The organism is Cohnella sp. CFH 77786 (genome assembly GCF_019400745.1).
Classification (GTDB): Bacteria; Bacillota; Bacilli; order Paenibacillales; family Paenibacillaceae; genus Cohnella.
In genome coordinates, this window is record NZ_WJIB01000006.1 from 66,345 (window position 1) to 90,421 (window position 24,077).

Annotated in this window: 25 protein-coding genes; 1 reads left to right on the forward strand and 24 read right to left on the reverse strand. The window is 60.4% G+C overall.

Going from position 1 to position 24,077, the window contains the following annotated elements; translation table 11 throughout:
• Positions 1-7 precede the first annotated feature (7 nt).
• The 23 genes from GE107_RS11075 to GE107_RS11185 form a co-directional block, all read right to left on the reverse strand.
• Positions 8-1,255, reverse strand: coding sequence for an acetate/propionate family kinase (locus GE107_RS11075; protein ID WP_219639906.1), 1,248 nt, complete (start codon positions 1,253-1,255; stop codon positions 8-10).
• Positions 1,252-2,124 carry a 3-hydroxyacyl-CoA dehydrogenase family protein gene (locus GE107_RS11080; RefSeq protein WP_219639908.1) on the reverse strand — a complete coding sequence of 291 codons (873 nt, stop codon included), beginning with the start codon at positions 2,122-2,124 and terminating at the stop codon, positions 1,252-1,254. Before GE107_RS11080 ends, GE107_RS11075 begins: the two co-directional genes overlap by 4 nt.
• Before the next feature lie 171 nt (positions 2,125-2,295).
• Positions 2,296-3,459 carry an anti-sigma factor gene (locus tag GE107_RS11085; RefSeq protein ID WP_219639910.1) on the reverse strand — a complete coding sequence of 388 codons (1,164 nt, stop codon included), beginning with the start codon at positions 3,457-3,459 and terminating at the stop codon, positions 2,296-2,298.
• On the reverse strand, positions 3,446-4,006 hold the full coding sequence (locus GE107_RS11090; RefSeq protein WP_255570403.1) for an RNA polymerase sigma factor: 561 nt from the start codon (positions 4,004-4,006) through the stop codon (positions 3,446-3,448). Before GE107_RS11090 ends, GE107_RS11085 begins: the two co-directional genes overlap by 14 nt.
• Before the next feature lie 90 nt (positions 4,007-4,096).
• Positions 4,097-4,474, reverse strand: coding sequence for a hypothetical protein (locus GE107_RS11095; protein ID WP_219640236.1), 378 nt, complete (start codon positions 4,472-4,474; stop codon positions 4,097-4,099).
• A complete protein-coding gene (locus tag GE107_RS11100; protein ID WP_219639912.1) occupies positions 4,435-5,952 on the reverse strand; it encodes an AAA family ATPase in 1,518 nt (505 codons plus the stop codon). The genes GE107_RS11095 and GE107_RS11100 overlap by 40 nt, the downstream gene beginning before the upstream one ends.
• Positions 5,945-6,478 carry a hypothetical protein gene (locus tag GE107_RS11105; protein WP_219639914.1) on the reverse strand — a complete coding sequence of 178 codons (534 nt, stop codon included), beginning with the start codon at positions 6,476-6,478 and terminating at the stop codon, positions 5,945-5,947. Before GE107_RS11105 ends, GE107_RS11100 begins: the two co-directional genes overlap by 8 nt.
• Before the next feature lie 568 nt (positions 6,479-7,046).
• Positions 7,047-7,574: a cell wall elongation regulator TseB-like domain-containing protein gene (locus GE107_RS11110; protein ID WP_219639916.1), complete on the reverse strand. Its 528-nt coding sequence runs from the start codon at positions 7,572-7,574 to the stop codon at positions 7,047-7,049.
• Positions 7,571-8,875 carry an amidohydrolase gene (locus GE107_RS11115; RefSeq protein ID WP_219639918.1) on the reverse strand — a complete coding sequence of 435 codons (1,305 nt, stop codon included), beginning with the start codon at positions 8,873-8,875 and terminating at the stop codon, positions 7,571-7,573. The genes GE107_RS11110 and GE107_RS11115 overlap by 4 nt, the downstream gene beginning before the upstream one ends.
• The gene (locus tag GE107_RS11120) at positions 8,868-9,527 is read right to left on the reverse strand and encodes a redox-sensing transcriptional repressor Rex (protein ID WP_219639920.1); all 660 of its coding nucleotides are present in this window, start codon (positions 9,525-9,527) and stop codon (positions 8,868-8,870) included. The genes GE107_RS11115 and GE107_RS11120 overlap by 8 nt, the downstream gene beginning before the upstream one ends.
• Positions 9,524-12,397 (reverse strand): ATP-dependent DNA helicase DinG, encoded by a 2,874-nt coding sequence (gene dinG, locus GE107_RS11125; RefSeq protein ID WP_219639922.1) that lies wholly within the window; start codon positions 12,395-12,397, stop codon positions 9,524-9,526. Before dinG ends, GE107_RS11120 begins: the two co-directional genes overlap by 4 nt.
• Before the next feature lie 39 nt (positions 12,398-12,436).
• Positions 12,437-13,072, reverse strand: a complete 636-nt coding sequence (locus GE107_RS11130; RefSeq protein ID WP_219639924.1) for a tetratricopeptide repeat protein — start codon at positions 13,070-13,072, stop codon at positions 12,437-12,439.
• Positions 13,073-13,130: 58 nt separating this feature from the next.
• Positions 13,131-13,523, reverse strand: a complete 393-nt coding sequence (gene panD / locus GE107_RS11135) for an aspartate 1-decarboxylase (protein WP_219639927.1) — start codon at positions 13,521-13,523, stop codon at positions 13,131-13,133.
• A 1-nt stretch (position 13,524) separates the two neighbouring features.
• A complete protein-coding gene (gene panC / locus GE107_RS11140; protein WP_219639929.1) occupies positions 13,525-14,412 on the reverse strand; it encodes a pantoate--beta-alanine ligase in 888 nt (295 codons plus the stop codon).
• On the reverse strand, positions 14,409-15,278 hold the full coding sequence (gene panB, locus GE107_RS11145) for a 3-methyl-2-oxobutanoate hydroxymethyltransferase (protein ID WP_219639930.1): 870 nt from the start codon (positions 15,276-15,278) through the stop codon (positions 14,409-14,411). The genes panC and panB overlap by 4 nt, the downstream gene beginning before the upstream one ends.
• 348 nt (positions 15,279-15,626) lie before the next feature.
• Positions 15,627-16,607, reverse strand: a complete 981-nt coding sequence (locus tag GE107_RS11150; protein WP_219639932.1) for a biotin--[acetyl-CoA-carboxylase] ligase — start codon at positions 16,605-16,607, stop codon at positions 15,627-15,629.
• A 17-nt stretch (positions 16,608-16,624) separates the two neighbouring features.
• Positions 16,625-17,854 carry a CCA tRNA nucleotidyltransferase gene (locus GE107_RS11155; protein ID WP_219639934.1) on the reverse strand — a complete coding sequence of 410 codons (1,230 nt, stop codon included), beginning with the start codon at positions 17,852-17,854 and terminating at the stop codon, positions 16,625-16,627.
• Positions 17,855-17,918: 64 nt separating this feature from the next.
• Complete coding sequence (gene bshA / locus GE107_RS11160) at positions 17,919-19,082, reverse strand: N-acetyl-alpha-D-glucosaminyl L-malate synthase BshA (protein WP_219639936.1); 1,164 nt, start codon at positions 19,080-19,082, stop codon at positions 17,919-17,921.
• Between the two features lie 70 nt (positions 19,083-19,152).
• Positions 19,153-19,863 carry a bacillithiol biosynthesis deacetylase BshB1 gene (gene bshB1 / locus GE107_RS11165; protein WP_219639938.1) on the reverse strand — a complete coding sequence of 237 codons (711 nt, stop codon included), beginning with the start codon at positions 19,861-19,863 and terminating at the stop codon, positions 19,153-19,155.
• Positions 19,860-20,282 carry a methylglyoxal synthase gene (gene mgsA, locus GE107_RS11170; RefSeq protein ID WP_219639939.1) on the reverse strand — a complete coding sequence of 141 codons (423 nt, stop codon included), beginning with the start codon at positions 20,280-20,282 and terminating at the stop codon, positions 19,860-19,862. Before mgsA ends, bshB1 begins: the two co-directional genes overlap by 4 nt.
• 21 nt (positions 20,283-20,303) lie before the next feature.
• Positions 20,304-21,107 carry a 4-hydroxy-tetrahydrodipicolinate reductase gene (gene dapB, locus GE107_RS11175; RefSeq protein ID WP_219639941.1) on the reverse strand — a complete coding sequence of 268 codons (804 nt, stop codon included), beginning with the start codon at positions 21,105-21,107 and terminating at the stop codon, positions 20,304-20,306.
• Positions 21,108-21,116: 9 nt separating this feature from the next.
• The gene (locus tag GE107_RS11180) at positions 21,117-21,719 is read right to left on the reverse strand and encodes a tetratricopeptide repeat protein (RefSeq protein WP_219639943.1); all 603 of its coding nucleotides are present in this window, start codon (positions 21,717-21,719) and stop codon (positions 21,117-21,119) included.
• Between the two features lie 51 nt (positions 21,720-21,770).
• Positions 21,771-22,139: a nucleotide pyrophosphohydrolase gene (locus GE107_RS11185; protein WP_219639944.1), complete on the reverse strand. Its 369-nt coding sequence runs from the start codon at positions 22,137-22,139 to the stop codon at positions 21,771-21,773.
• A 200-nt stretch (positions 22,140-22,339) separates the two neighbouring features.
• Here GE107_RS11185 and GE107_RS11190 point away from each other — a divergent pair, with 200 nt between their 5' ends.
• Positions 22,340-23,209, forward strand: a complete 870-nt coding sequence (locus tag GE107_RS11190; RefSeq protein ID WP_219639945.1) for a YitT family protein — start codon at positions 22,340-22,342, stop codon at positions 23,207-23,209.
• Here the strand turns inward: GE107_RS11190 and GE107_RS11195 are convergent.
• Positions 23,163-24,029, reverse strand: a complete 867-nt coding sequence (locus GE107_RS11195; protein ID WP_219639946.1) for a sporulation protein YpjB — start codon at positions 24,027-24,029, stop codon at positions 23,163-23,165. The two genes, GE107_RS11190 and GE107_RS11195, sit on opposite strands and share 47 nt — an antisense overlap.
• Between the last annotated feature and the right edge of the window lie 48 nt (positions 24,030-24,077).

Consider the following 24,077-nt stretch of genomic DNA (forward strand, 5'->3'; position numbering starts at 1 on the left):
CCACTTGTCATGTCCCCTTCCCTGTCCCGGATGGACCGGACGATTCCGGCGTCCGCGATTGCGCGACAAGACGGTACGTATCCCGGGCGATAAGCAGTTCTTCGTTCGTCGGAACGACAAGCGCAGCCACCCGCGAACCGTCTGCGGTGATCAGCCGGGGTTCTCCGGAGCGGACGGCGTTGCGCGCTTCGTCGAGTTCGATGCCCAGGAACGTGAGCCCTTCGCACACCCGTTTGCGGAGCACGTCCGAATTTTCCCCGACGCCCGCGGTGAACACCACCGCGTCCAAGCCGTTCATGGCGGCCGCGTAGGCCCCGATGTATTTGCGGATGCGATAGGCGTACATCTCGAACGCGAGACGGGCGCTTTCGTTGCCCGACTCCATCGCCTGAACGACTTCCCGCATGTCGCTGCTGATGCCGGACACGGCCAGCAGGCCGCTGTGCTTGTTCAGCATCGAATTCACTTCGTTCAGCGTCAGTTCTTCCTTGTTGATCGTGTATGGAACGATCGCCGGATCGAGATCGCCGCTGCGCGTCCCCATCATGAGGCCTTCCAGCGGCGTCATGCCCATGCTCGTATCGTACGATTTGCCGTGGAGGACGGCCGTGCAGCTGGCTCCGTTGCCGATATGGCAGACGACCAGCTTCAGCCCGGACACCGGTCGGCCGAGGAATTCCGCCGCGCTGCGGCTTACGTAATCCACGGACGTGCCGTGGAATCCGTACCGCCGGATTTTGTGCTTCCGGTAGAGGACCGTCGGAATCGCGTACAAATACGAGCTTGGCGGCATCGTTTGGTGGAAGGCGGTATCGAACACGACCGCCTGAGGCACATCCGGCAAGTTCGACTCCACGGCGGAGATACCGGTCATATGGGCCGGATTGTGCAGCGGCGCGAGATCGAACAGCCGCCGGATTTCGAGTTTGACTTCGGGCGTCACGAGGACCGATTCGCCGAACGATTCCCCTCCGTGTACGACCCGGTGCCCGACCGCTTCGATGTCATGGATCGTACGGAGCACGCCGAACTCCCGGTGCGTGAGCATGTCCAGCACCTTCCTCACCGCGGTCGTATGGTCCAGGATTTCGCTCACTTCCCGGACTTCCGGCCGGTTGCCGGGTTCGTGCGACAGGATCGACGAATCCATGCCGATCCGCTCCACTCGGCCTTTGGCGAGAATGGACTCGTCCCTCATATCGTACAGCTGGTATTTGAGCGACGAGCTTCCGGAATTGATCACCAGCACGTTCATGACGTCCGCTCCCCGTCCTTGCCGTATTGGAAAAATCCGGTGCCCGTTTTGACGCCGAGCTGGCCGGCCCGCACTTTTTTCTTCAGGAGGAAGGACGGCCGGTATTTCAGCTCCCCGTATTCGCGGAACATCCGCTCGAGCGCGGCCAGCACGGAATCGAGCCCGAAGCGGTCGGCCATCTCGAGGGGGCCGCGTTCGAATTGATATCCGATCCGCATGGCAGTGTCGATATCCTCCGGTGACGCGACCCCTTCTTCCAACAGATGGAGCGCCTCGTTGATCAGCAGGCAGATGAGGCGCGTCGTGACGAAACCGGGCGATTCGTATACCATTACGCCTTTTTTGGAGAGCACCGTTTCGATGAAGTCCTTCGTCCGACGGAAAGTGTCGTCCGACGTCTGCAGGCCCCGGATGATTTCCACGACGTCGACCCGGAACGCCGGGTAGACGAAGTGCATGCCGATGACCCGTTCCGGAAACGCGGCCTGGCCCGCGAGCTCGGTCAAGCTGAGCGTGGACGTATTGCTTGCGAGCACGGAGCTCTCCGGCAAGCAGCGGTCCAATTCCTCGAACACTTGCTTTTTGATTTCCAGATCCTCGCTGACGGTCTCGATGACCAGATCGCACTCGCCGAGATCCTGAAGCGTTTGCTGCTTATGTATCCGGTTAAGGATCAGTTTTTTCTCTGCGGCCGTGATCGCCCAGCGTTCCATTTGGCGGTCCAGGCTGGCTTCGAGCAGGCCCATGGCCGATTCGAGCTGTTCCGGAGATTTCTCCAAGAGCAGCACGTCGAGCCCCTTCACCGCGAGCATTTCCGCGATGCTGCGGCCCATCGTGCCGGCACCTACGACTCCGATTGTGCGAAACATGCTGCATTTCCTCCCTGCGATGTTGAACGGTTCCGAAACCGGAACAGTTCCATCTTATCACAACCGCGCGCGGCGCGGTAATGAGTGTCGTGACGGTTCCCTTACAAATCCCCGGTAAAGAAAAAAAATCGTCCGGCGGCTTCTCGGCCCCGGACGACGACTCGCGTCAAGTTAGGGTTGTTCGCGGGACAACTCCCGCATGTCGTTGATCCATTTTTCCACGTAATCGATTTTGTCGTTCTGGGCCCACTGGATCATGACCACGGACTCCCGGCCGGCCAGCTTCACGGTAACCGCCTCGGATAACGGGGCCCCGTCACGTATCGAGTAAACGCGGATCTCCGTTCCCGTCACCACCCCGAGGACGGTCCCATACATGAAGGCGTCCTTCGCTCCGGGTTCGATTTTCTGGATCTCCTCCCAGCTCAGCGCCAGCCGGTCATGTTTCACGATCGTATCCGGCAGAGCGGTCGCCAGAATATCGCCTTCCCGCGAAGTCGCCACCCACTGGCCGGGGTTGCGGCTAATGCCCCATTGTTCGGTTCCCGCAAGCTCCGGCTCCGCATTCTCGAACAGCTTGACGAGCGGAATGTGCGGTTCCGCCTCCGGAACTTTCCCCTTCGAATTGATTTGATTGATGTTCTTGACCCAGGCATAAGCTTGCGAGTTGCCTTTCCCGTCAAGGACCGTCGATTCGATGGAAAGGTAGGTGTTCCCCGCGTACATGACCCTTTCCGACAAGAGACGGTCGGGGATCTGAACGGAGGCTTCGCTTGACTGGCGATTCCGGTTCGTCACCTGGACCGCCTGCAGAGCCTGCCTCCCATCCTGGGTCGAGACGGTGGAAATTTTCCAGAAATTTTGCCCGAACGGCACATACAGCCCTTCGTTTTCCGCCCAAAGCTTGAGCTTATCGGGATCCGAACCCTCCGGAGCGACGAGCGCGGTCCGGTACGTGCTGGTCGTAAACGCCTTACGCTCGTTCCGATCGGCTCTCAAGCCGATGAGAAGCGCGTATTTCTTCGTCGGCTGAACGGTTTCCTGCGGCGAAGGCGAAGCGGTGACGGCTTGCACGGACGGAGCAGCCGCGCGGTCCGGAAGCGTCGCCGGATTCTTCAGCGCATGCCACAGCCATACGCCGAGAAGGATGGCCGCGAATGCCGCGAGCGTCACGGCCGGCATCCGCCAAGAGGCGGTCCGCGGCCGGCGTTGTCCGCCCTCCCGCTCCTCCGCGATCCGGTCCTTGATCCGCTGCCTCAGCCGCTGGTCGAACCCTCCTCGGGCGAACGGACCCTGACCCAGCTGCTCCTTGATTTCCTTGTCAAACGGATCCATGTTCGCTCATCTCCTTCATTTTCGCAAGTTTCTGGCGGGCGTGGAACAGCCGCGATTTCACGGTTCCTTCGGTCACGCCGAGCACGTCCGCCATTTCTTTCATCGATAGCTGATGATGGGCGAACAGGATGATGGCTTCCCGGTACTTCGCAGGCAGCTTGAGCACCAGGGCCCACATGTCGTTCACGGCCCATTTTTCCATCGTTTCCTGTTCGACCGACCGGTTAACCCCCCGCTCCTCCATCCAGTCGGACAAAGTCACCTTGCGGAAGAATGCCGAACGCTGAAAGTCGATGGCCGTGTTGCGCGTGATCGTGAGCAGCCAGGTTTTGACGGAGGCATCCCGGCGGAACGAATGGAGGTGGCGGTACACCTTGATGAACACTTCCTGGGTGATGTCGTCGGCCATGTCCCATTTGCGGGTAATGCTGTAGGCGTAATTCCAGACTTCCTTGCCGTAGGCCGTCATCAATTCGTCCAGCAGCGCCTTCGGATCGTCGGTCTCGACCATGTATTTCAAGTAATCCAAATTCGTCTCGGAGTTCAAAACCTTGCACCTCGATTCTTAGACGATCCGAACCCGGATCCGGTTCAATGATTCGGACGCCAGCCAGGCCGATAAAGTTTCTTTGCATGATCACGCCGCTTGAAATGAATCAGCAGCCCGATGCTCGGACGGGCAAAGCGGAAGTCGAGAATCGCTGAAATTGATCGAACGGCAGCTATGTATAATCACTACGTTCGCGGCATCCGCCCGTCCGACAACGATTTTCCGAAACAAAAAACGAGTGATGGGGAAGGCTTCGCCCACGGTGAAATGGTTAGAGGCCTCATCCACACTCGTTGTGTATCCCGTGTCATCGGTCACCGGCTTCCTCTTGAATTTTGACATACCGCCCAAGGAATTGGCAAGACTTCTCTTGGAGAGCGAAGAAGCTGCACCGGCGTTAAATGCCGTTGCAGCTTCCTCGGAAATCATGATGCGGCCGAATCGGGAGAAGTCTTCCCGAGGCATTCCCGCAATCGGTCGCCCGACAACGTCTCTTCTTGGACAAGGATCGACAGCAGCTGATCGAACTTGTCCCGGCTCGCGCTAAGATATTCGCGGGTACGTTCCATCAAGCCGTCCAAAATGCTGGCGTTTTCCCTCGCCCATTCTTCCTTGGTCAGCGCCTGCGGATGGATGATCCCAAGCTCAGACATGCCGGACTCGATCAGCGTTCGGACGATGTCCGTAGCCTGCTCGAAATCGCCTCGCGACCCCGTGCTTCGCCCGCCGTAAATCAATTCCTCCGCCGCGGCTCCGCCGAGCGCGATCATGATCTGGTCCTCCAGCGTCTGCTTCGTGTACAGGTAACTGTCCGCACGGGGATGATGGCGTACATAGCCAAGCGCTTGGCCGCGCGGCGTCAACGACACCTGCGCCACGCTGCCGGGGCGAAGGGTCTCCGCCATGATCGCGTGGCCGAGCTCGTGCATGGCCACCCGTTCGCGCTCTTCGCGCGTCGTCTCGCGGTCGGTCCGCTCGCCCATCATCACTTTATCGACCGCTTGCGTCAGGTCGGATTGGCTCAGTCGATCGCGGTCCTCGCGAAGCGCGTAAATCGCGGCCTCGTTCATGACGCTCTCGAGCTGCGCCCCCGAGAAGCCGAACGTTTCCTCGGCCACGCGTACCAGGGAAACGTCCTCCTCCAGCGGTTTATTCCGGGCGTGCAGCCGCAGAATATGCTCGCGCCCTTTCTTGTCCGGCAAGTCGACCTGAATATGGCGGTCGAACCGGCCGGGGCGAAGCAGGGCAGGATCCAGCAGCTCCTTGCGGTTGGTCGCCGCAATGAGCAGGATGCGGATCGATTCGTCGCCCTGAATGCCGTCCATCTCGGTCAGCAGCTGGTTCAGCGTTTGGTCGTATTCCCGGTGCTGGCCGCCGCCGTCGCGCTTGCCGCCGATGCCGTCGATCTCATCGATGAACACGACGGCGGAATGGCGTTTCAGCTTCGCGGCTTGGCTGCGTGCCTCCTTGAACAAATCCCGGATCCGGCTGGCGCCTACGCCGACGTACATTTCGACGAATTCGCTGCCGGAAGCGGCCACGAACGCCGATTGCGTATAATGCGCGGCCGCTTTGGCCAGCAGCGTTTTGCCCGTCCCGGGAGGTCCCGTCAGCAAAATCCCTTTCAACGGGCGAATGCCCAATTTCCGGATTTCCTCGCGTTTGACCATGAACTCGAGCGCTTCGACCAATTCCTTCTTCGCCTGCTCCTGCCCCCCGATGTCCTCGAAGGAAAGGAATTGCGGCGCTTTGGCCGGGCCTTTCCTGCCCACGGAGCCGACGGCCATTCCCCCTCTGGCTTTCGTGAGGAAGAAGAGCGCGGCCGCGACCATCGCGAACGTGACGATCGGCATCGCGGGAACCCCGATATAGATCAGGAACAGCAGGAGAACGAAAACGAAGCCGATCGCGATCTCTTTGCCGTACGTTCTCCAATTACGCATTCTGCCATACCCCCAAGGTTGCTGGTTGGCGGGGCAGCACGATGAATTTCGCCGACTTTCCGTCCGTCAACCGGATATACACGTTATCGTCGTCCATGCCCGTCGCGGCGGTCACGCCGGGATAATGCCGGGAAAGCTTGTCCATCGCGGTCCGAATGCCCGAGTAACGATGGGTTTCCATCGCCTCCGCGACGTCGAACAGCGAGTCGTTCCAGGCTTTCTCCAGCTTGGAAGACGTGTCGGATTCCACGTTCAGCGTAAGCTTTCTGCCGCCGATCTGATCGGCTCCTTCCAGCTTGACCCTCCGGTACACGTCAGCCAAATCCGCATCGGGCTTGAGCTTTACGTCCACGACGACTTCGCCGGATGTCATGGAAGCCGAAGCGGACTGCACGCCCGGCAAGGAAGCCGCGACGCGGTCGAGCGGTTGTTCGACGGCATAATGGCGGTACGCGGTCCATCCGCCGAACAAAATTGCCGCGGATACGGCCGCGGTCAACGTCAGCGGCATCATTTTGATTTTCATCTCGTATCCCCTCCTTTAACGGGTGAATCGTAAACGGATATAGGATGAAACGTAAACATTTCAATACGCGTGTAGCAATAAGTATATCAAATATTGATAGACTCGTGGTCATAAAAACACTGGTAACCGGACCAAGTAAAAAACCGCCCCGGCTGGCGACCCGAGCGGCAACGGATGATAGGCAACCATTTTGGCGGCATATAGCAGTTGTGAGCCGCTATTTTCACGGATTCGCCGAGGAGCATGCGAATAACGTCTTCGGAAGTCACTACAGCGTTCGTAGTCGGGGGTTTCGCAGAAATAACGTCTCCGGAAGTCACTACAGCGTTCGTAATCGGGGGGTTTCGCAGAAATAACGTCTCCGGAAGTCACTACAGCGTTCGTAGTCGGGGGTTTCGCAGAAATAACGTCTCCGGAAGTCACTACATGAACGGGAGCACCAGAACCGTAATCGGTTCTCCTCTCGTTTCCCCATCACCGCTCCCCGGAAACGTATACATTCTACCATGGCGAAAAAACCGCCCCGCTCGCCCTCGGCTGGAGGATGAACGCGGCGGTTCCGTTTCCGCTACTGCCCCGGCAAGTCGTAGCTCTTGATCAACGTGCCGTCTTTGAACGAATAGAAATCGATGCCCTGCTGAGCGGTTCGGGGCGTCTTTCGGTAGCGGATTTCCCACACCGGCCGGTTCGCGAACCAGCCCGGCAGCACGCGGATCGGCACCGCGGAAGGACGTTCGGACGCGAAATGCTCCCGGATCCGGGACTCCGAGAAGCCGTCCGACAGCTTCTCCTTCACGATGCCGTCTTTCCGCTCCCACAAGATCCATTCCTGGCCGTCCTTGTCTTTGCCCATGACCACCCAGACGGACTCGTCCCAAATATGCCATACGGCCCGGTCAACCTGAGCGAGTCCGCCTTCGGTTATGGCCGCCTGGATCGCGCGGTTCTCGTCTGCGCGGTATCCGGCATCGGCGGAACGGACGTGCAGAACGGCCGCAACTGCCAGCAAGACAAAGAACGACACTCCCGCAAAAAGAATCCGTCCCATCGACAGGGCGGGCAGCCGGCGATGGCTTTCGGTTCGGCTCAGGCTCATCCGCGAAGCCTCTCGAAGCGCGCCTGCGCCTCATGTCGGATGCGTTCCTCGTCCAGCGTGAGCAATTCGCCGTTTCGGAGCAGCTGCCGGCCGTCGGCCCACACGTGTTTCACATCGGCGCCCGAAGCCGCGTAGACCAAGTGGGAGATCATGTCGGTCCGCGGCACGAATCGGGTGTTCGAGGTCGATACCGCGATGAAATCCGCCTTCATGCCCGGGCGAAGAACGCCGGCGACCCCGTCCAAACCGAGCGCACGAGCGCCGTTAACGGTTCCGAGGCGCAGCGCTTCGGCAGCCGGAATGACCGTCGGATCGCCGGTTACTCCTTTATGCAGCAAGGCCGCCAGCCGGATTTCCTCGAACAGGTCCAAGTTGTTGTTGCTGGCGACGCTGTCCGTGCCGAGTCCCACGGTTACGCCCGCCGCCAGCAGCTGCGGCACGCGGGCGACGCCGCTGGCCAGCTTCAGGTTGCTGACCGGGTTGTGCGAAACGGCGACCTTGCGCTCGGCGAGGAGGGCGATCTCCTCGTCCGTGAGGTGTACGGCGTGCGCCACGAGCGCGGGCCGGCTGAAAAAGCCGAGCCGGTCCAGATGCTCCGGCGGGCGGACGCCGTAATCACGTACGTTCTGCTCGACTTCGAAGCGCGTTTCCGACATGTGCGTATGGAGCGGCAAGTCCAGCTCGTGCGCCGCTTCCACGACTTTGACGATAAAATCCGGAGGACAGGTGTAAGGGGCGTGCGGGCACATCATGACGGTAATCCGCCCGTCCGCCGCGCCGTGCCATTCCTTCGCGAAGGTAACGGCATCGTTCAGCTTGGCCTTCTGCACGTCTTCGGGCACCATGCCGATCATGCCGCGGGTCAGCACGGCGCGCATCCCTGACGCTTCGACCACTTCCCCGACCCGGTTCATATGGTCGTACATGTCCAGGAACGTCGTCGTCCCACTTTTGATCATTTCCGCGGCCGCAAGGGCGCTTCCCCAGTAAACGTCGTCTCCGTTGAATTTCGCTTCCATCGGCCACATATGGTTTTGCAGCCAATCCTGAAGCGCGAGATCGTCCGCGTATCCGCGCAGCAAGGACATCGCGGCATGGCCGTGCGTGTTGACGAGTCCCGGCAGGAACAGCAAATCCCGGCCGTCGAGCGTTTCGGAAACGGACTCCAGCCATTCGGCGGGCGGTTCCCCCTCGCCGATCTTCGCGATGCGCGTTCCTTCGACCGCCATCCATCCTTGGATCAACGGGCGGTTCTCGTCCGCCGTGGCGAAAATCCCGTTTCGAACCAGCCATCTATTCATCGTCTGCGTCCCCTTGTCCTTTACGCTTTTCATAATCCATGTAATACGCCAAGCTGAGAAGCTCCGCGGTAAAATCCGCGTAATGAATCCGGACGTCGCCCGGCACCTTCAGCACGGACGGAGCGAAATTCAGGATGCCCTTCATGCCTGCCGACACGAATTGATCGGCCACGTTCTGCGCTTCGACCGCGGGAACGGTGATGATCCCGATCGCGATGCCGAGCCGGCTCACCGTCTCCTTCAGCTCCGACATCGGCTGCACCGTCATGTTGTTGATTTGGGTACCCGTCTTGCCCGGATCCGCGTCGAACACAGCCACGATTTTCATGTTGTCCTTGGTATACATATTATAGTTGCACAATGCCCGCCCCAAGTTGCCGGTGCCGACGAGCCCGACGTTTAGAGGTTTGTCGAGTTTCAGGATATGCCGGATTTTCTCGATCAGATACGCCACGTTATACCCGACGCCCTTGCGCCCGAATTCCCCGAAATAGGCGAGGTCCTTGCGGATTTGGGCCGGATTCAGGTCCAACTTCTCCCCCAGGTCCTGCGAGGATACGGTTTGCACGTCCGAATGGCTGAGCTCGTTAAGGAAACGTAAGTAGACCGGCAGCCGCCGAACGACCGCCTCCGAAATTTTCTCCTGCTTCATCCCGCTTCTCCTCCCTCGTCCGTTTGTTCCGCGTCCAGCCATTGCTTTATTCGGGCGGCCATGCCCGCTGTCGGCAAATGCTCCATTTTCGGTCCCGGCAGCGAATACAGAAAGTATTTTCCGTAGCTCGTATCGAGCACGCGGGTGTCGTACAGAATGACGATGCCGCGGTCGGTGGCGGTTCGGACCAGACGGCCGAACCCTTGCTTGAAGCGGATAACGGCTTGCGGCAGGGACAGCTTCATGAACGGATTCTTTTTCTCCGCCTGCAGCTTCTCCGACTTCGCCTCCACGACCGGATGGTTGGGCGGCTGAAACGGCAGCCTCACGATCGCGAGGCAGGTGAGCGCGTCCCCCGGCAAGTCGACGCCTTCCCAGAAGCTGCTCGTACCGAGCAACACCGAAGCCGGCTGTTCCCGGAATTGCTTCGTCAAGCGGCTGCGGCTGGAGCCGTCGATCCCCTGGCCGAGCACCTGGATCCCGGCAGGCTCGAGGCTCTCCTTCAGCGGTCCGTACACCGTCTTGAGCATGCGGTGGGACGTGAACAGAACGAGCATGCGGCCGCCTACGGTTTGCGCGACGTCCCGCAAGGAATCCGCCAGCGCGTTCACAAACGCGGTATCGCCGTCTTTGCCGCGAATGCCCGGAAAATCCCGCGGAATCAGCACGAGCGCTTGCTCGCGATACCGGAACGGGGAAGGAAGCACCGCGGTGCGGAGACGGCCTGCTTTCTCCGATTCCGTCAGCCCGAGCTGCTCCGTCACGTATTGGAACGATTTATCGACCGTCAAAGTCGCGGACGTCATGACCACGCTCGCCTTGCGGTCGAACAAGCCTTCCTTCAGCAAGCCGCTCACGTCGGCCGGAACCCCGTACATCCACACCGACCGGCCGCGGTATTGGTAATGCGCCTCCGCCCAATAGACGTAATCGGGTTCCGCGAGGGAAACGAACGACGCGGTCTCCGCGCGAACCTCCGCTACATCCTTCAGGACCCCGCTCAGATCGGTCAGCAGGCCCTGCAGCGAATACTCGTCGGTCTCGTCCCGGATCTCCGCCGCCAGCTTCTCCATCGGCCGGACGAAATCGGACATGAGCTGGATCGCGTTTTCCGCATCCACCCGGATCGTCTCCCAGCCATTCGGCAAGGCATCCGGCTTGAGACGCAACGTCAGGTTGCCCGTTTCGTCCGCCGCCGCCTGACTCGCGAGCAGGCCGAACAGCGCTTCCGTCCAGCGCTCCCATGCCTCGCGGATTTCGCTCAGCTTGGCCCGCATCAGCTCCACCTTCTCGAGCCATGCCGGTGCTTGTTCATGTGCGACGGAGGTCAAAGCACCGGCCAATTGCGGGATCAGGCCGTTCCGGGCATCCCTCCATAACCGCCCAAGCGGCATCGCCAAGGAGTTATAGCCGGTTTTCTGGCCCAGATGCTGTCCCGCCACCTCTTCGAGGTGATGGGCTTCGTCCACGATCAGCCGGTCGTACGAAGGCAGAAGGCGATGTTCGGCCCGCATATCGGTGAACACGAGCGCATGGTTCGTGATCACCAGATCCGCCTTGCCGGTATCGTTGCGCGCCCGGTGATAGAAACATTTGTGGAACCACGGACACGACCGGTTCAGGCACGACGCGGCGTCGCTCGCTACGGCGTCCCATTCGTCCCTGCCCCGTCCCAGGTTGAGCTCCTCGCCTTCTCCCGTAGCCGTTTCCGAGAGCCAGACGACCATCGCCCCGCGTGTGACCGCATCGTCCGCGCCGAGCGAGAAATCCGGGACCGACACGCGATTTTCGAACTTGCGCAGGCACAGGTAATTGCCGCGGCCCTTGAACACGGAAGCGCGGAAAGGTACCGGCAACACCTGCTGGAGCAGGGGAAGATCACGCTGGCGGAGCTGTTCCTGAAGCTGGATCGTATGCGTCGTGACGACGATTTTTTTCGATTCCCTCAGACCATAATAGAGAGAGGGAAGCAAGTATCCCAACGATTTGCCCGTTCCGGTGCCCGCTTCCACGAGCAGATGCGAATCCTGCTCGAGGGACTGCAGCACTTCGCCGAACATGATGTCCTGCCCCTCTCTCTCCTCATAGGCGGGGAGAAGCTCTTTCAGGTTTCGGCGGACGTTCTCCACGAACGCTTCGAACGTCATGCCGGCCAAAGCGCTTGCGGCATCATCCGCTGCGGCCGCGGCGTCATCGCTCCAATCGCCGACCTTCATCGCGAATTGGCGGTGATAATGGTAACCTTGCTCGTCCGCAGCCGGACGGATTTCCCGGTCTTGCAGCGTGAGGGAAATCAGCCATCCGAGATCGCTGCGCTCGGGATCGAACAGCGAGTTTAACCGCTGCAGCGTCAGCATCGGAAGCGAGCGAAGCTTGTTCAAGCCGATCGTGAACAGCTCGGCGGTCGCCAGGGCGTCGCTGTCCGCTTGGTGGGGTCTGTCGTGCCCGATCCCGAACGTCTGCGTCAAGGAAGACAATTGATAGGACGGAAGCGTTGGAAACGTGAGCCGGGTCAGTTCGACCGTGTCCAGCATTCTGCCCGTAAACGGCAAATAGCCGCTTCGGTCCAGAGCCGCTTGGAGGAATCGGGCATCGAATTCCACGTTATGCCCGACGAGCACGGCATCCTGCAAATAAGGCACCATACGGGCCAGCACTTCTTCGATCTCCGGGGCCTCCCGCACGTCCTCGTCGCGGATGCCGGTGAGCTTCGTAATCTCCGCCGGAACCGGCTTCTCCGGCCGCACGAAGCTGGCAAACGCGGAACAGACGGTACCCGCTTCGTCAATGACCGCGAGTCCCGCCTGGATGATTTCGTCCCGGATTTCTGACATGCCCGTCGTCTCGAAATCGAGCACGGCGAATTTCATGAACGACTTCCTTTCTTCAAGAGGGCGGCAAACCCGGCATCAAACCATGGCTTGCAGCTCTGCGCTTCCGAACTGAAGGTGCAGCTCTCCCCCGCCCTTCCGGCAGCTTTCCAGATTTCGCCGGGGATCCGCGAAGGAGGGGTCGGCCTCGATCGCTTTGCGGAAAAATTGCTGGGCTTGCTCCAGCTGCGCGAACACGGCCTGGATACAGCCTAATGCATTATACGCGATCGCCCGCAGTTTCGGCTCGTCCGCCAAAGCCGCGATCAAGCGAAAATGCCGCTGCGCTTCTCCCCACTCCTTGAGGTGCATGCGGGTCATGGCCAAGTACAGGCGCGCCGTCAGCATATCGGGATACGACTTGACCGTTTCCTCGAGCTGAGCGGCCGCCTGGACGAACATTTGCAGTTTGAAATAGCCCTGCCCCTTCTGAAATGCTCCCAGAAGCAACTCGGTCTGGGGGGCGAATGCCCCATGCTGCTCCATTTCCCGAAACGCGGCCAGCTTGTCTTCGAACTGGAGCCAATTTTCCACGATGTCGTCGCTCAGCGCCTTGAGCCCGTTCCATTGTTCCAACAATCGGCCCCGTTCCTCATCGGCTGCGTTCGGATAACGGATGATCAGATCGTCGAGCGTTTCGTGAAGAGTTGCGAACCAATGCCGGATGATGGACATGCCTGTTCCCCCTTGTCGCAGTGGCTGTACTGCTCATTCTGCGTTCCGGGGGATGCTTTCATACGCTTTGCCAAACGGTCGAATGAGGCTCCTCGGCCATCAATTTGACAGGGCGGTTCGAATCGTCCATGATGGCGATTTTCGGCTGGTGCGAGCGAGCCTCTTCGTCCGTCGCGAACCCGTAGGAAATGATGATGACCTTGTCGCCCGGATGCACGAGCCGGGCGGCCGCGCCGTTCAGGCAAACGACGCCGGACCCGCGCGGACCCGGGATGGCGTAAGTCTCGAATCGGGCGCCGTTATTGTTGTTGACGATTTGGACCTTCTCGTCCGGGAGAATGTCCACGAGCTCCATCAAGTCTTGGTCGATCGTCACGCTGCCGACGTAGTTCAAGTTGGCTTCGGTGACGGTCGCGCGGTGGATTTTGGATTTCATCATTTGACGGAACATGTCATTTCACCTCCGAAGGAAACAAGAGCACGTTGTCGATGAGCCGGGTTTTGCCGAAACGGACGGCCAGCGCCACGAGCAGCGGCACCTCGGACTCCCGCAGCGGACGTTCGGCCGGCGGTTGCGTCAGATCCGGATACGTGGCGATTTCCACGTAATCGATATCGGCGAGCGGCTGGGATCGGATGCGGCCCCTGATGCGTACGGCCAGCTCGGCCTCGGTCATGCCGTCCTCGATCCATCCGGGCACTTGCGCAAGCGATTGGGACAAGACGAGCGCTTGTTTGCGTTCTTCCGGGCTTAAGTAAACGTTCCGCGAGCTGAGCGCCAGACCGTCCGCCTCCCGGACCGTGGGACAAGGAACGATATCGACCGGGATATGCAAATCGCGCGTCATCCGGGCGATCACCGCCACCTGCTGGGCATCCTTCAAGCCGAAATAAGCCCTATCCGGCTGCACGATGTGGAACAGCTTGGAAACGACCGTCGCCACGCCGTCGAAATGGCCGGGACGGCTCGCGCCGCACAAGCGGTCGGTCAATTCGGATACGGTGACCTTCGTCCGCATCGGCTCCGGGTACATCTCTTCGACGGAAGGAATGAACACGATATCCGCTCCGGAGGCTTCCGCGAGCTCGACATCCCGCCGTTCGTCGCGGGGATAACGCTCGAAATCCTCGTTCGGGCCGAACTGGAGCGGGTTGACGAAAATGCTGAGCACCGTCAATCCGTTCTCCGAGACCGAGCGCCGGATCAAACTGGCATGGCCTTCGTGCAAATAACCCATCGTAGGCACGAAGCCCACTTCCTGCTTACCGGGCTGACGCCGGCGGAACGCCTCGATTTCTTCCCGAAGCTCGGCGACTCGCCGGACGATTAAGGGGGTCATGGGGCTTCTCCTCCATACAGCCGGACGGATGTGACGGGTTCCTTGGCCGAAGCCTCGTCCAGCGGGAAGCCGTGTTTCTCCTCCGGAAATGCCTGCGATTTGACCTCGGTCACGTACTCCGAAATCGCTTGGCGTATCGTGGCGCCGACATCGGCGTAGGTTTTCACGAATCGTTTGTCCCGGATGCCGGAACCGTAACGAAGCAAATCATGGTACACGAGCACTTGCCCGTCGCAGCTCCTTCCGGCCCCGATCCCGATCGTCGGCACGTTCACCGATTTGGTGACCGCCGCCGCAACCGGTTCCGTGACCAGCTCCAGGACGATGCCGAAAACGCCTGCTTGCTCCAGCGCTTTGGCGTCTTCGAGCAGCTTTTCCGCGTCTTTGCGGTCCTTGCCTTGCACGCGGTAGCCGCCGATCTGATGGACCGACTGCGGCGTCAGGCCCAAATGGCCGATGACGGGAATGCCGGACAATGTCAGCCTGCGGATCTCGTCCGCCAGGTCTGCGCCGCCTTCCATCTTCACGGCGTGCGCTCCGCCCTCCCGCATGAGACGGGCCGCGTTGCGCAGCGTCTCTTCCGGCCCGAGGCGGTACGTCGCGAAAGGCATGTCGGTCACGACCATCGTGCCCGGCGCCCCGCGGACGACCGCGCGGGTATGGTAAATCATGTCTTCCAGCGTGACGGGAACGGTCGTATCGTAGCCAAGCACGACGTTGCCCAAGGAATCGCCGACCAGGATGATGTCGACGCCCGCTTCCTCCGCCAGCATCGCGGAAGGATAGTCGTAGGCGGTCAACATGGCGATCGGTTTCCCCGCTTGCTTCATGGCTTTGATTTTAGGTACGGTTAACGCTTGTTTCATGGGATGGTCCTCCTCTTTCTTGGGATGGTCCTCCGTAATCCTTCCCCAAAAAGTGACGCGGAGCTTCGCAGCGTTTTCCGATTCCTTTTCGGGGACACCTGGTGCAAACAGCAAAAAAACCTTTTGCTCGTCGCAGAAAGGTTTCCGGGCATAGAACGCCAATCACGTCCTTCTGTCTCGGTCCCTTCGGCTCTGAGCAGAATCCGCCGCGAATCTCATGACGGTATTCGGTTCGCTTGCGGTTGCTTGCTTGGCAAGTGCGGTTCGCCGCTTCCGGCCGATACCACCTTGCGCACGTTCAGTATAACACGGACCGCGGCCACCGTCCAATAGACGGCCAAAACCGCTTTACGGGTTCGCCGTTTCGCCCACCTCGGCGGAATACACGGTCCGCTCGGATCCGTCCGGCAGCCGGACGCGCAAGCCGCCCGAATCTTCCAAGCTTTCCGGCACGCCTTCCACCGGTCCCTGCGGCGTATGGAGCACGGCGGGCCGATGCAGCGTGATCGAATGGGCTTCCCACAGCGCGCGGATCGGAGCGAAACCCCGTTCTTCAAACAACGCGTACAGCCGTTCGAACTCGTCCAGCACCGCCGCGATCAGCTCCGCTCGGTCGACCGTAAGGCCGGTAGCCATCTTGAGCGAAACCGCCTTCTCCCGCAGTTCCTCCGGATAATCTTCCTCGTCCAAATTGGCCGAGATGCCCATTCCGACGACGACGTATTTGAGCCGTTCGTCCTCGGCGGCGGATTCGAGCAGGATCCCGCTTATTTTTCTTCCGTTCACCAGCAGATCATTCGGCCATTTAATGCCGATCGGCAGCGGAACCACCCGCGCGATGGCGCGGCTCAGCGCGACCGCCGCGAGCAGCGTGAGCTGCGGCGTCAGCGGAAGCGGCAACTGCGGGCGCAGCAGCAAGCTCATCCACACGCCTTTACCTGCCGGAGAGTGCCACGAGCGGCCCATGCGGCCCCTGCCCCGCGTCTGCCGTTCCGCGATGACCAGCGTGCCTTGCGGCGCGCCGTCTTCCGCCAGCTTGCGGACCTCGTCGTTCGTGGACCCGACCTCTTCGAACAGCTTGACGTTGCGCCCGAACTCGCGCGTCGCGAGCTTCGGAAGCAGTTCGTGCAGAGACAGGCGCGACGGCTTTCCGATCAGCCGGTATCCGAGCCTCGGCACCGCTTCGATTTCATAGCCCTCGGCTTCAAGCTTCCGGATTTGCTTCCATATCGCGGTTCGGCTAACGTTCAGCTTGCGGCTGATCTCTTCTCCGGAGACGTAAGCGCCGGATTCCGCCTCCAGCAGCGATAGCAGCGTTTGTCGGCTCAAGCGGCCCCCTCCATCCGTTACTTCTTCGTTTGAACGATGTATGTCTCGGCAGCCCGAAGCAGCGCGTTCTTCTCGTTCGCGAGCCGTCCGAACGCGGTCTCCTCGAGCAGGTGCCGCAGTAAATGGGAGACCCACGGCCCGGCGGGCATGCCTGCATGCCGGACAAGCTCGTCCCCTCTGACCGCCAATTGCGCGGCCTTAGCGGCCGGCAGCTCGTCCAGCCATTTTTGGTACTTTGCGCCCTCCACCTTCATCGAAAGCCAATCGAGTGCGGCAGCCCGTCCGAAATCGAGCGTCGCCGTCAGGAACGCCCTTCGCACATCCGCTCCCCGTTCCGGCATGGCGCGATGGAACGACAGGGATTTGGCGATTCTCGTTTCCCGTTTGCCGCTGAACTTCAAAGCTTTGCAGAAACGCGCGGCATCCTCGGGATGGGCTCCCGTTCCCGCCAGCCAGGCGATCCACCTTACGTCGGTGTCCGCGATTTCGAGGAGCGGCCGGATCCCTGCCGCCGGACCGGAAACCTGCAATCCTGCCATGACGGCGGGGGGCAGCGGTTCCTTCAAATGCAGCAGCAGCCCGCTTCGCCCAAACAGCGAGCAAGCCCGCGCCGGATCGGCGCCTTCCATCATTTTGTCCCATTCCGAACCGATCCGCTCCATCGCGACTTGGCGCAGACGCGGCCCTTGAGAACGTATGCCGCGCCAGACCGACAACGCGACCCGGAAGCCGAACCCGGCCGCGAAACGGATCGCCCGCACCATTCGCAGCGCGTCCTCGCCGAATCGTTCCCGGGCTTCCCCGACGCAACGGACGATTCCCTCCGCCAGATCATTACGCCCGCCGAAGGGATCGATCCATTCTCCGTTTAAGCCGGCCGCCATCGCGTTGAACGTGAAATCGCGACGGGCCAGATCCTCGCGGATATCGCGCACGAACGCCACCTTGTCCGGCCTTCGCGCATCCGTGTACCCGGACTCCGTGCGGTACGTGGTCACTTCGAACGGCCTGCCGCCGAACATGACGGTCACGGTGCCGTGCTGAAGCCCGGTCGGGATCGTGCGGTCGAACGCCGCCATAACCTCTTCCGGAAGGGCCGACGTCGCGATATCGACGTCATGGAGGGGACGGCCGAGCAAGCGGTCCCGGACGCAGCCCCCGACCAAATAAGCTTCGTGTCCGTGTTCTCCGAGCCTTTGGACGACCTCCATGCCGGCTGACCAGAGCTCCTCATCGCTTTCCGTCATCGCGGTTATTCCACCCTCCTGCGATGTCTTGTCCGCACAAGGACGAGCGGGTCGCCCGAGAGCATTACGCCTGGCAAGCCGTGAACGGCTGCGGCGCGGGAAGGCCGAGCACGCGGTAATAGATTTGCTCGTATTGGGAGCTGATCTTCTGATCGCAAAATTCGCGGTGCGCCCGTTGCAAGCAAGCTTCCCGGAAATCCGCGTACCGCTTCTCGTCACGCAGCAGTTCAACCGCATACGCGCCCATTTCCTCCGTATGGCCGACCGGAGCCAAATATCCCGTGATGCCGTGCTGCACGAGCTCGGGAATCCCGCCGGCCAGCGAACCGATCGTCGGCACGCCGCAAGCCATCGCTTCGAGCGCCACGAGGCCGAAGCTTTCCTTCTCCGAAGGCAGCAGCATGAGATCGGCGATGGAAACGACCTGCGCCACGTCGTCCTGCTTGCCGAGGAACACGACGCGGTCCGTCAGCCCCATGGCCGAAATCTTGGACTGCAGCTTCGGCAAATCGGGACCTTCTCCCACGAGAATCAACTTGGACGGGATTTCGGCGTTCACTTTCGCGAAAATGTCCACGACATCCGGCGTCCGCTTGACCGGCCGGAAATTGGAGATATGCATGAGCACCTTCTCATGCGGTTCCGCGTAATCGCGGCGAAGGTCGGAGCACTCCCTCGGATAGTAGATCCTTTTGTCCACGAAGTTGTAGGTGAGATCGATCGTCTCCGAAATGTCGAGCAGATCGCGGGTTTCCTTGATCAAATCCCGGCTGACCGCGGTCACGGCATCGCTCTTCCGGATGCCTAGCCGGATGATGTCCTTGAGCGCTTCGTCCTGCGCGAGGACGGTGATGTCCGTGCCGTGCAGCGTCGTGACCACCTTCAGCTTGTCGCCGGACATTTGCTTCGCCAAATAAGCGCAAATGGCATGCGGAACCGCATAGTGGACATGCAGGACATCGAGGCCGACGTTGCGGGCGACCTGGTTCATTTTGCTGGCCAACGACAAATCGTAAGGAGGATAACGGAAGACGTAATAATCGGTCACTTCGACCTCGTGGTAGTAGATATTGCGCTGAAATCTGCCCAGGCGGAACGGCATGCTGTGGGCGATAAAATGAATTTCGTGGCCCTTCTCCGCCAAAATTTTGCCGAGTTCCGTAGCGACGACGCCGGAGCCCCCGAGCGACGGATAACAGGTAATGCCGATTTTTAGAGGCCGGTTCATCGGGTTTCCTCCTTGCGTCATCCGATTTATGCTTCTGTCTATTCTATTCCGAACCGGCTTGCCTGCTTGCTCAGAAGAGGTCGAACCGGACCGGGCCTTTGGCGATGAAACCTTCCGCATAGGCGAGCCGATGGGGTTGTCCGAACAGCCGGTCCCGGGCCGCGACGTTGTCCAAATAACCGCGAGTAAGCGGCGTTTCCACCCAATCCGGCTGCAAGCCCGAAGGTTCGAACTGCGACCGGTATGCCCGGAGGGCGGCCATTTTCCGTTCCTGGACGTCGGTAATGTCCACGATAATTGCGGGAGCATGCATGTCGTTAATGAAATAGTAGAACAGGTTGTCGACCGTCCAGGCGGGTTCGTCCGGCAAATAACGGCGCAGCTTGGCGCTAAATACCGCTTCCTCGGCCATTCGGCCGCAAGCGGCGTGATCCGGATGGCGGTCGATGAAGTATGGGGCGAATACCCGTCGCGGACGGTGGCGGCGAATGGCGGACACCAACTTGTCCACTTGTTCCGGTACGGAAGCAAGGCGCCGATCCGGCAGCCCGAGATTCTCGCGGACGGTCAGCCCAAGCACGCGGCTTGCCTCCGCGGCTTCGCGCTGCCGGGTTTCCACGTCCCCGTTGGACGACATTTCGGCATAGGTGAGATCGATGATGCCGACCGTCTGCCCCGCTTGAACGTGTTTGACGATCGTCCCGCCCATGCCGATTTCGGCATCGTCCGGATGCGCGGCGAAAATGAGCAGATCGAGGCCGATTCCGGAATCGCCATTCATGCGTCGATCCCCGGTTTGTACTTATGGACAAGTTCGCGCCAGGCGAAATCTCCCCGCTCGACCGCTTTGACCAATATCTCCGCCGTGGCGATGTTCGTCGCGACCGGGATGCCCTGCACGTCGCAAAGCCGCAGCAGCGCCGTAATGTCCGGTTCATGGGGCTGGGCCATGAGCGGATCCCTCAAGAAGATAATGAGGTCCATCGTATTCTCCGCCACCCGGGCCCCGATCTGTTGGTCTCCGCCCAGCGGTCCGGACATGAAGCGGTGGACCGTGAGATCGGTCGCCTCCATGATCCGGCCGCCCGTCGTACCGGTCGCGTACAACCGGTGAGGCATCAGTACGTGTTCGTAAGCGATGACGAAATTGACCATCTCGTCCTTTTTGCGGTCATGCGCGATAAGCGCGATATCCAACATATGTGCGGAAGCTCCTCTCCGTCAGTCCATCAGGTGTTCGAATCCATAAATCAAGCCGGTTACGGACATGATCTTCTTGATCGCCGTATTGACGCCGGGCATGTACCCCGCCCGATCGTACGAGTCGTGGCGGATCTTGAGCGTTTGCCCGAAAGCCCCGAACACGACTTCCTGCTGCGCGAAAACGCCGGGAAGCCGGACGCTGTGGATGCGGAAACCGTTATAATAACCGCCGCGCGCTCCTTCGATCACTTCTTCTTCGAGCGGGTTGCCTTGCCTTAGCTCCTGACGCGTTTCGGCGATCCATTCCGCCGTTTTGATCGACGTTCCGGAAGGCGCGTCCAGCTTCTGGTCTCCATGGTATTCGATGATTTCCACATGGGGAAAATATTTGGCAGCCATCGCCGAGAACTTCATCATGAGGATCGCCCCGATCGAGAAGTTGGGGGCGATCAGGCCGCCGATGCCTCTCTCCCGGCACTGCTTGTCCAGTTCGGAAATTTGCTCCGGCGTGAAACCCGTCGTTCCGATTACGGGCCGTACGCCGTGCGCGATCGCGATTTCGGCATTCGGCAGGGCCGACTTCGGGCTCGTGAAGTCGACAAGCACGTCCGGCCGCGCCGATTCGAGCGCGGATGCCAAATCCGCCGTGACGCGGATGCCGGTATCCGGTTTGCCCGCGAGACTGCCGGCGTCGACCGGGCCGGAGGACCGTGCAACGGCGGCGGCAAGCACGAGCTGTTCGTCTTCCAGGATCATGCGGACCACTTCGCGGCCCATTCGTCCCGTGGCTCCGGCCACGGCGACGGAGATGCGTTCGTTCATCGATGAGGTTCACCTGTTTCTGTAGGATTTGGGAGGTTTCAGTTGCGACCGGAGCTTGCGGCGCCGTTCCGCCCGGTATTCCCGAAGCAGGCGGCATGCCTCCGCGTGCTGCGGATCCAGGCTCAGCGTATCCCGTATATAGGCGATTGCCGTCCGAAGATCGCCCAGCATCCGGCTGGCGATTCCGAGCAACAGCTTGGCCTCCGCAAGAAGAGGATCCAATTTCTCGGCTTCCAGCAGTAGCTGCTTCGCTTGGGCCGCATCCGGGATGGACCTTTCCAGCATCATCCGGGATTCCAGCAGCAGGCGTCTGGCCTCGATCGTTCGAAGATTCAGCGCGTAATCGGGGTCGCCCGGAGCAAGCTCGACCGCCCGTTTGGCGTACATTTCGGCCAAAGCCGATTTTCCGCTTCTCGCGCAGGTAATCGAAGCTTTATAATAGTAGGATGCGTTGTCCGGTTCCCATTCGATGGCCTGACCGAACCAATGGACCGCCGCTTCGAAATCCCCGTGCAAAATGGCGTCATACGCATGGCGGAGACAAGTGTCCCCGTCCATGCCATCCATGTTCTCCATGCCGTCTTTGCGTTCTTCAATATCCATGCTTTCCATGCCGGCCATCCTCCTTTCTTCCACGTGCGGGGATGGTACAGCATATGAGTTTTACGGCGTATCGGTGTCCTTCTTCGTCCACCGGTTGGCGTCGCGGGTATTGAACTTGTGCATCACCTTGCGGTGCGCTTCGGTCAAATCGATCCCGAGCGCGTTCGCGAAGCAGAGGACGATGAAGAATACGTCGCCCAGCTCCATCTCGATAGAGCTTTCATCCTCGTCCTTCTTCTTGGGCTTCTCGCCAAAATGATGATTAACTTCCCGCGCCAGCTCGCCGACTTCTTCCGTCATGCGGGCCAGCATGGACAGCGGGGAGAAATAGCCTTCCTTGAATTGGGATATGTAGGCGTCCACCTCGCGTTGGATTTCCGAGAGCGGCTTGCTCTGGGGCGCAAGGTTTGCGATGCGGGATTCTCCCATGCTCGGCTTCCTTTCCATAAGATTTCATCCGTGATTCAGAAAGTATCCTGCTTGCCGTACTTCACTGAATCACCTTCGATATAAACGTACCCGCCGTTCTTAGTCGGCGATTTCCGTTTATACTTGTATGTTAGCCTAAGACGTTTCCGATGACAAATCCATTTTTCCCGTCGCATTCGACAACCGAAGGAGATTACCGCATGAAGAACCTTGCTTTCTGGAACGCGGCACGCACCTGGGGCTTGCTCGCCTTGGGGACCGCCTTGTACGCTTTCGGGCTTCAATATTTCATTTTGCCGAATTTGCTCATGGAAGGCGGAGTGACGGGCATCTCGGTTCTCTTGAATTACGCGGCCGGCATTCCGGTCTCGATATCGACCCTCGCCATCAACCTGCCCCTGTTCCTGCTCGGGTGGCGCCAGCTTGGCCGGGAAGCGATGATACTGACGATCGGAGGCACGGTGTTTCTCTCCCTGTTTCTATGGATCCTCGAGGAGGCCGTCGCCGCCGGCTGGATCGTTCCGTTCAAGACGGAGCACGATTTCATCCTCGTCGTGCTCTATGCCGGATTGACGCTCGGCGCCGGACTCGGTCTCGTCTTTCGCGCGGGCGGCACGACGGGCGGCGTCGACATCGTCGCCCGCATCCTTCACCGGGCGAAGGGATGGAGCATGGGGCAGATCATCCTCGTCCTCGACGTGATCATTCTCGGCAGCTCGCTCCTTTTCATTCCCAAGGAGAAAGTGCTCTACACGCTTGTCAGCGTCTTCCTCGCCTCCAAGATCATTGATTTCATCCAGGAGGGGGCCTATGCCGCCAAAGCGTTCACGATCATCTGCGAGGAACCGGAGAAGCTGGCGGCGGCGATCACGAAAGAGCTGGAGCGCGGCGTGACGCTGATGCCGGCGGTCGGAGCCTACTCCAAACAAGCGAAGACTGTCGTTTACTGCGTCGTCAGCCGATTCGAAATCGGCAAATTAAAAAGCCTCGTCCGTCTACACGACAAACGGGCTTTTATCGTCATTAACGATGTTCACGACGTTCTGGGGGAAGGGTTCCGCGAGGATTGACGGGATCAGCCCGTCGGTAACGCAGCCAACCGACCCAGGACAGAACGGTCACGATGAAGGTGCCCATGAACGCCGACCACCCCCAGGGTGGGCCCGCCACCGGGACGATGGCCGCCGCCTGCGATTCGCGCTGCGCCGGGAACAGCCCTTCCATCGACTCGCGCAAAGAAGGAATCAAACCATCGTACAACCCCGGGTCCGGTTGATTCGCGTGCAGCACCCGCTCCGCATACCGTATAACGGAATCCGCCCTTTCCGCTACGAAGGGAGAGGAACGAAGAAGAACCGCGGTCCGAATCAAACCGTAATGCGCCTTCAGCGAATCAAGCCGTTCTTTGGCGGCAGCAGGACTGCCCTCCTCGCTCATCGCTTCCTCGAGCCGATGGATGTCATCGAGCAGGACGGTCCGGTACTCGTGCCACATGGGGGCGCCGGGACGCGCGAGGGCATCCGCGGCCAGACGGATTTCCGCGGCCGGCGTCCTCAAGTCCCCGGAGCTGCCCGAAGCGGAGGCGACGACCCGCTTCATGCGCGCGACGCTGCGAGCAAGCGCTTCGATCCCTTCCGCGGACGCGATCCCTTGCATCGACAGCGAGCGAAGGCGCCGTTCCGTTTCCAACACGCGTTTCCGGATTTCGGGGACGCTCCCCTGGACGGAAGCTTGATATAACGCCTCGGCCGATTTCAGGAACGCCGCCGTTTCCTCCGGGACCTTCCCTGCCGACGACGATTCCGGTACCGGCACCGAGGCGGCAGCCCCCGGCAAGCCGAACCAGAGAGCCGCGGCCAGCCATACCGCCGCGCAAGTCCTCCATAACATGGACATCCCCTCCTGCCCTAAAGGTATGAGGGGATGTCCATGTTTAGA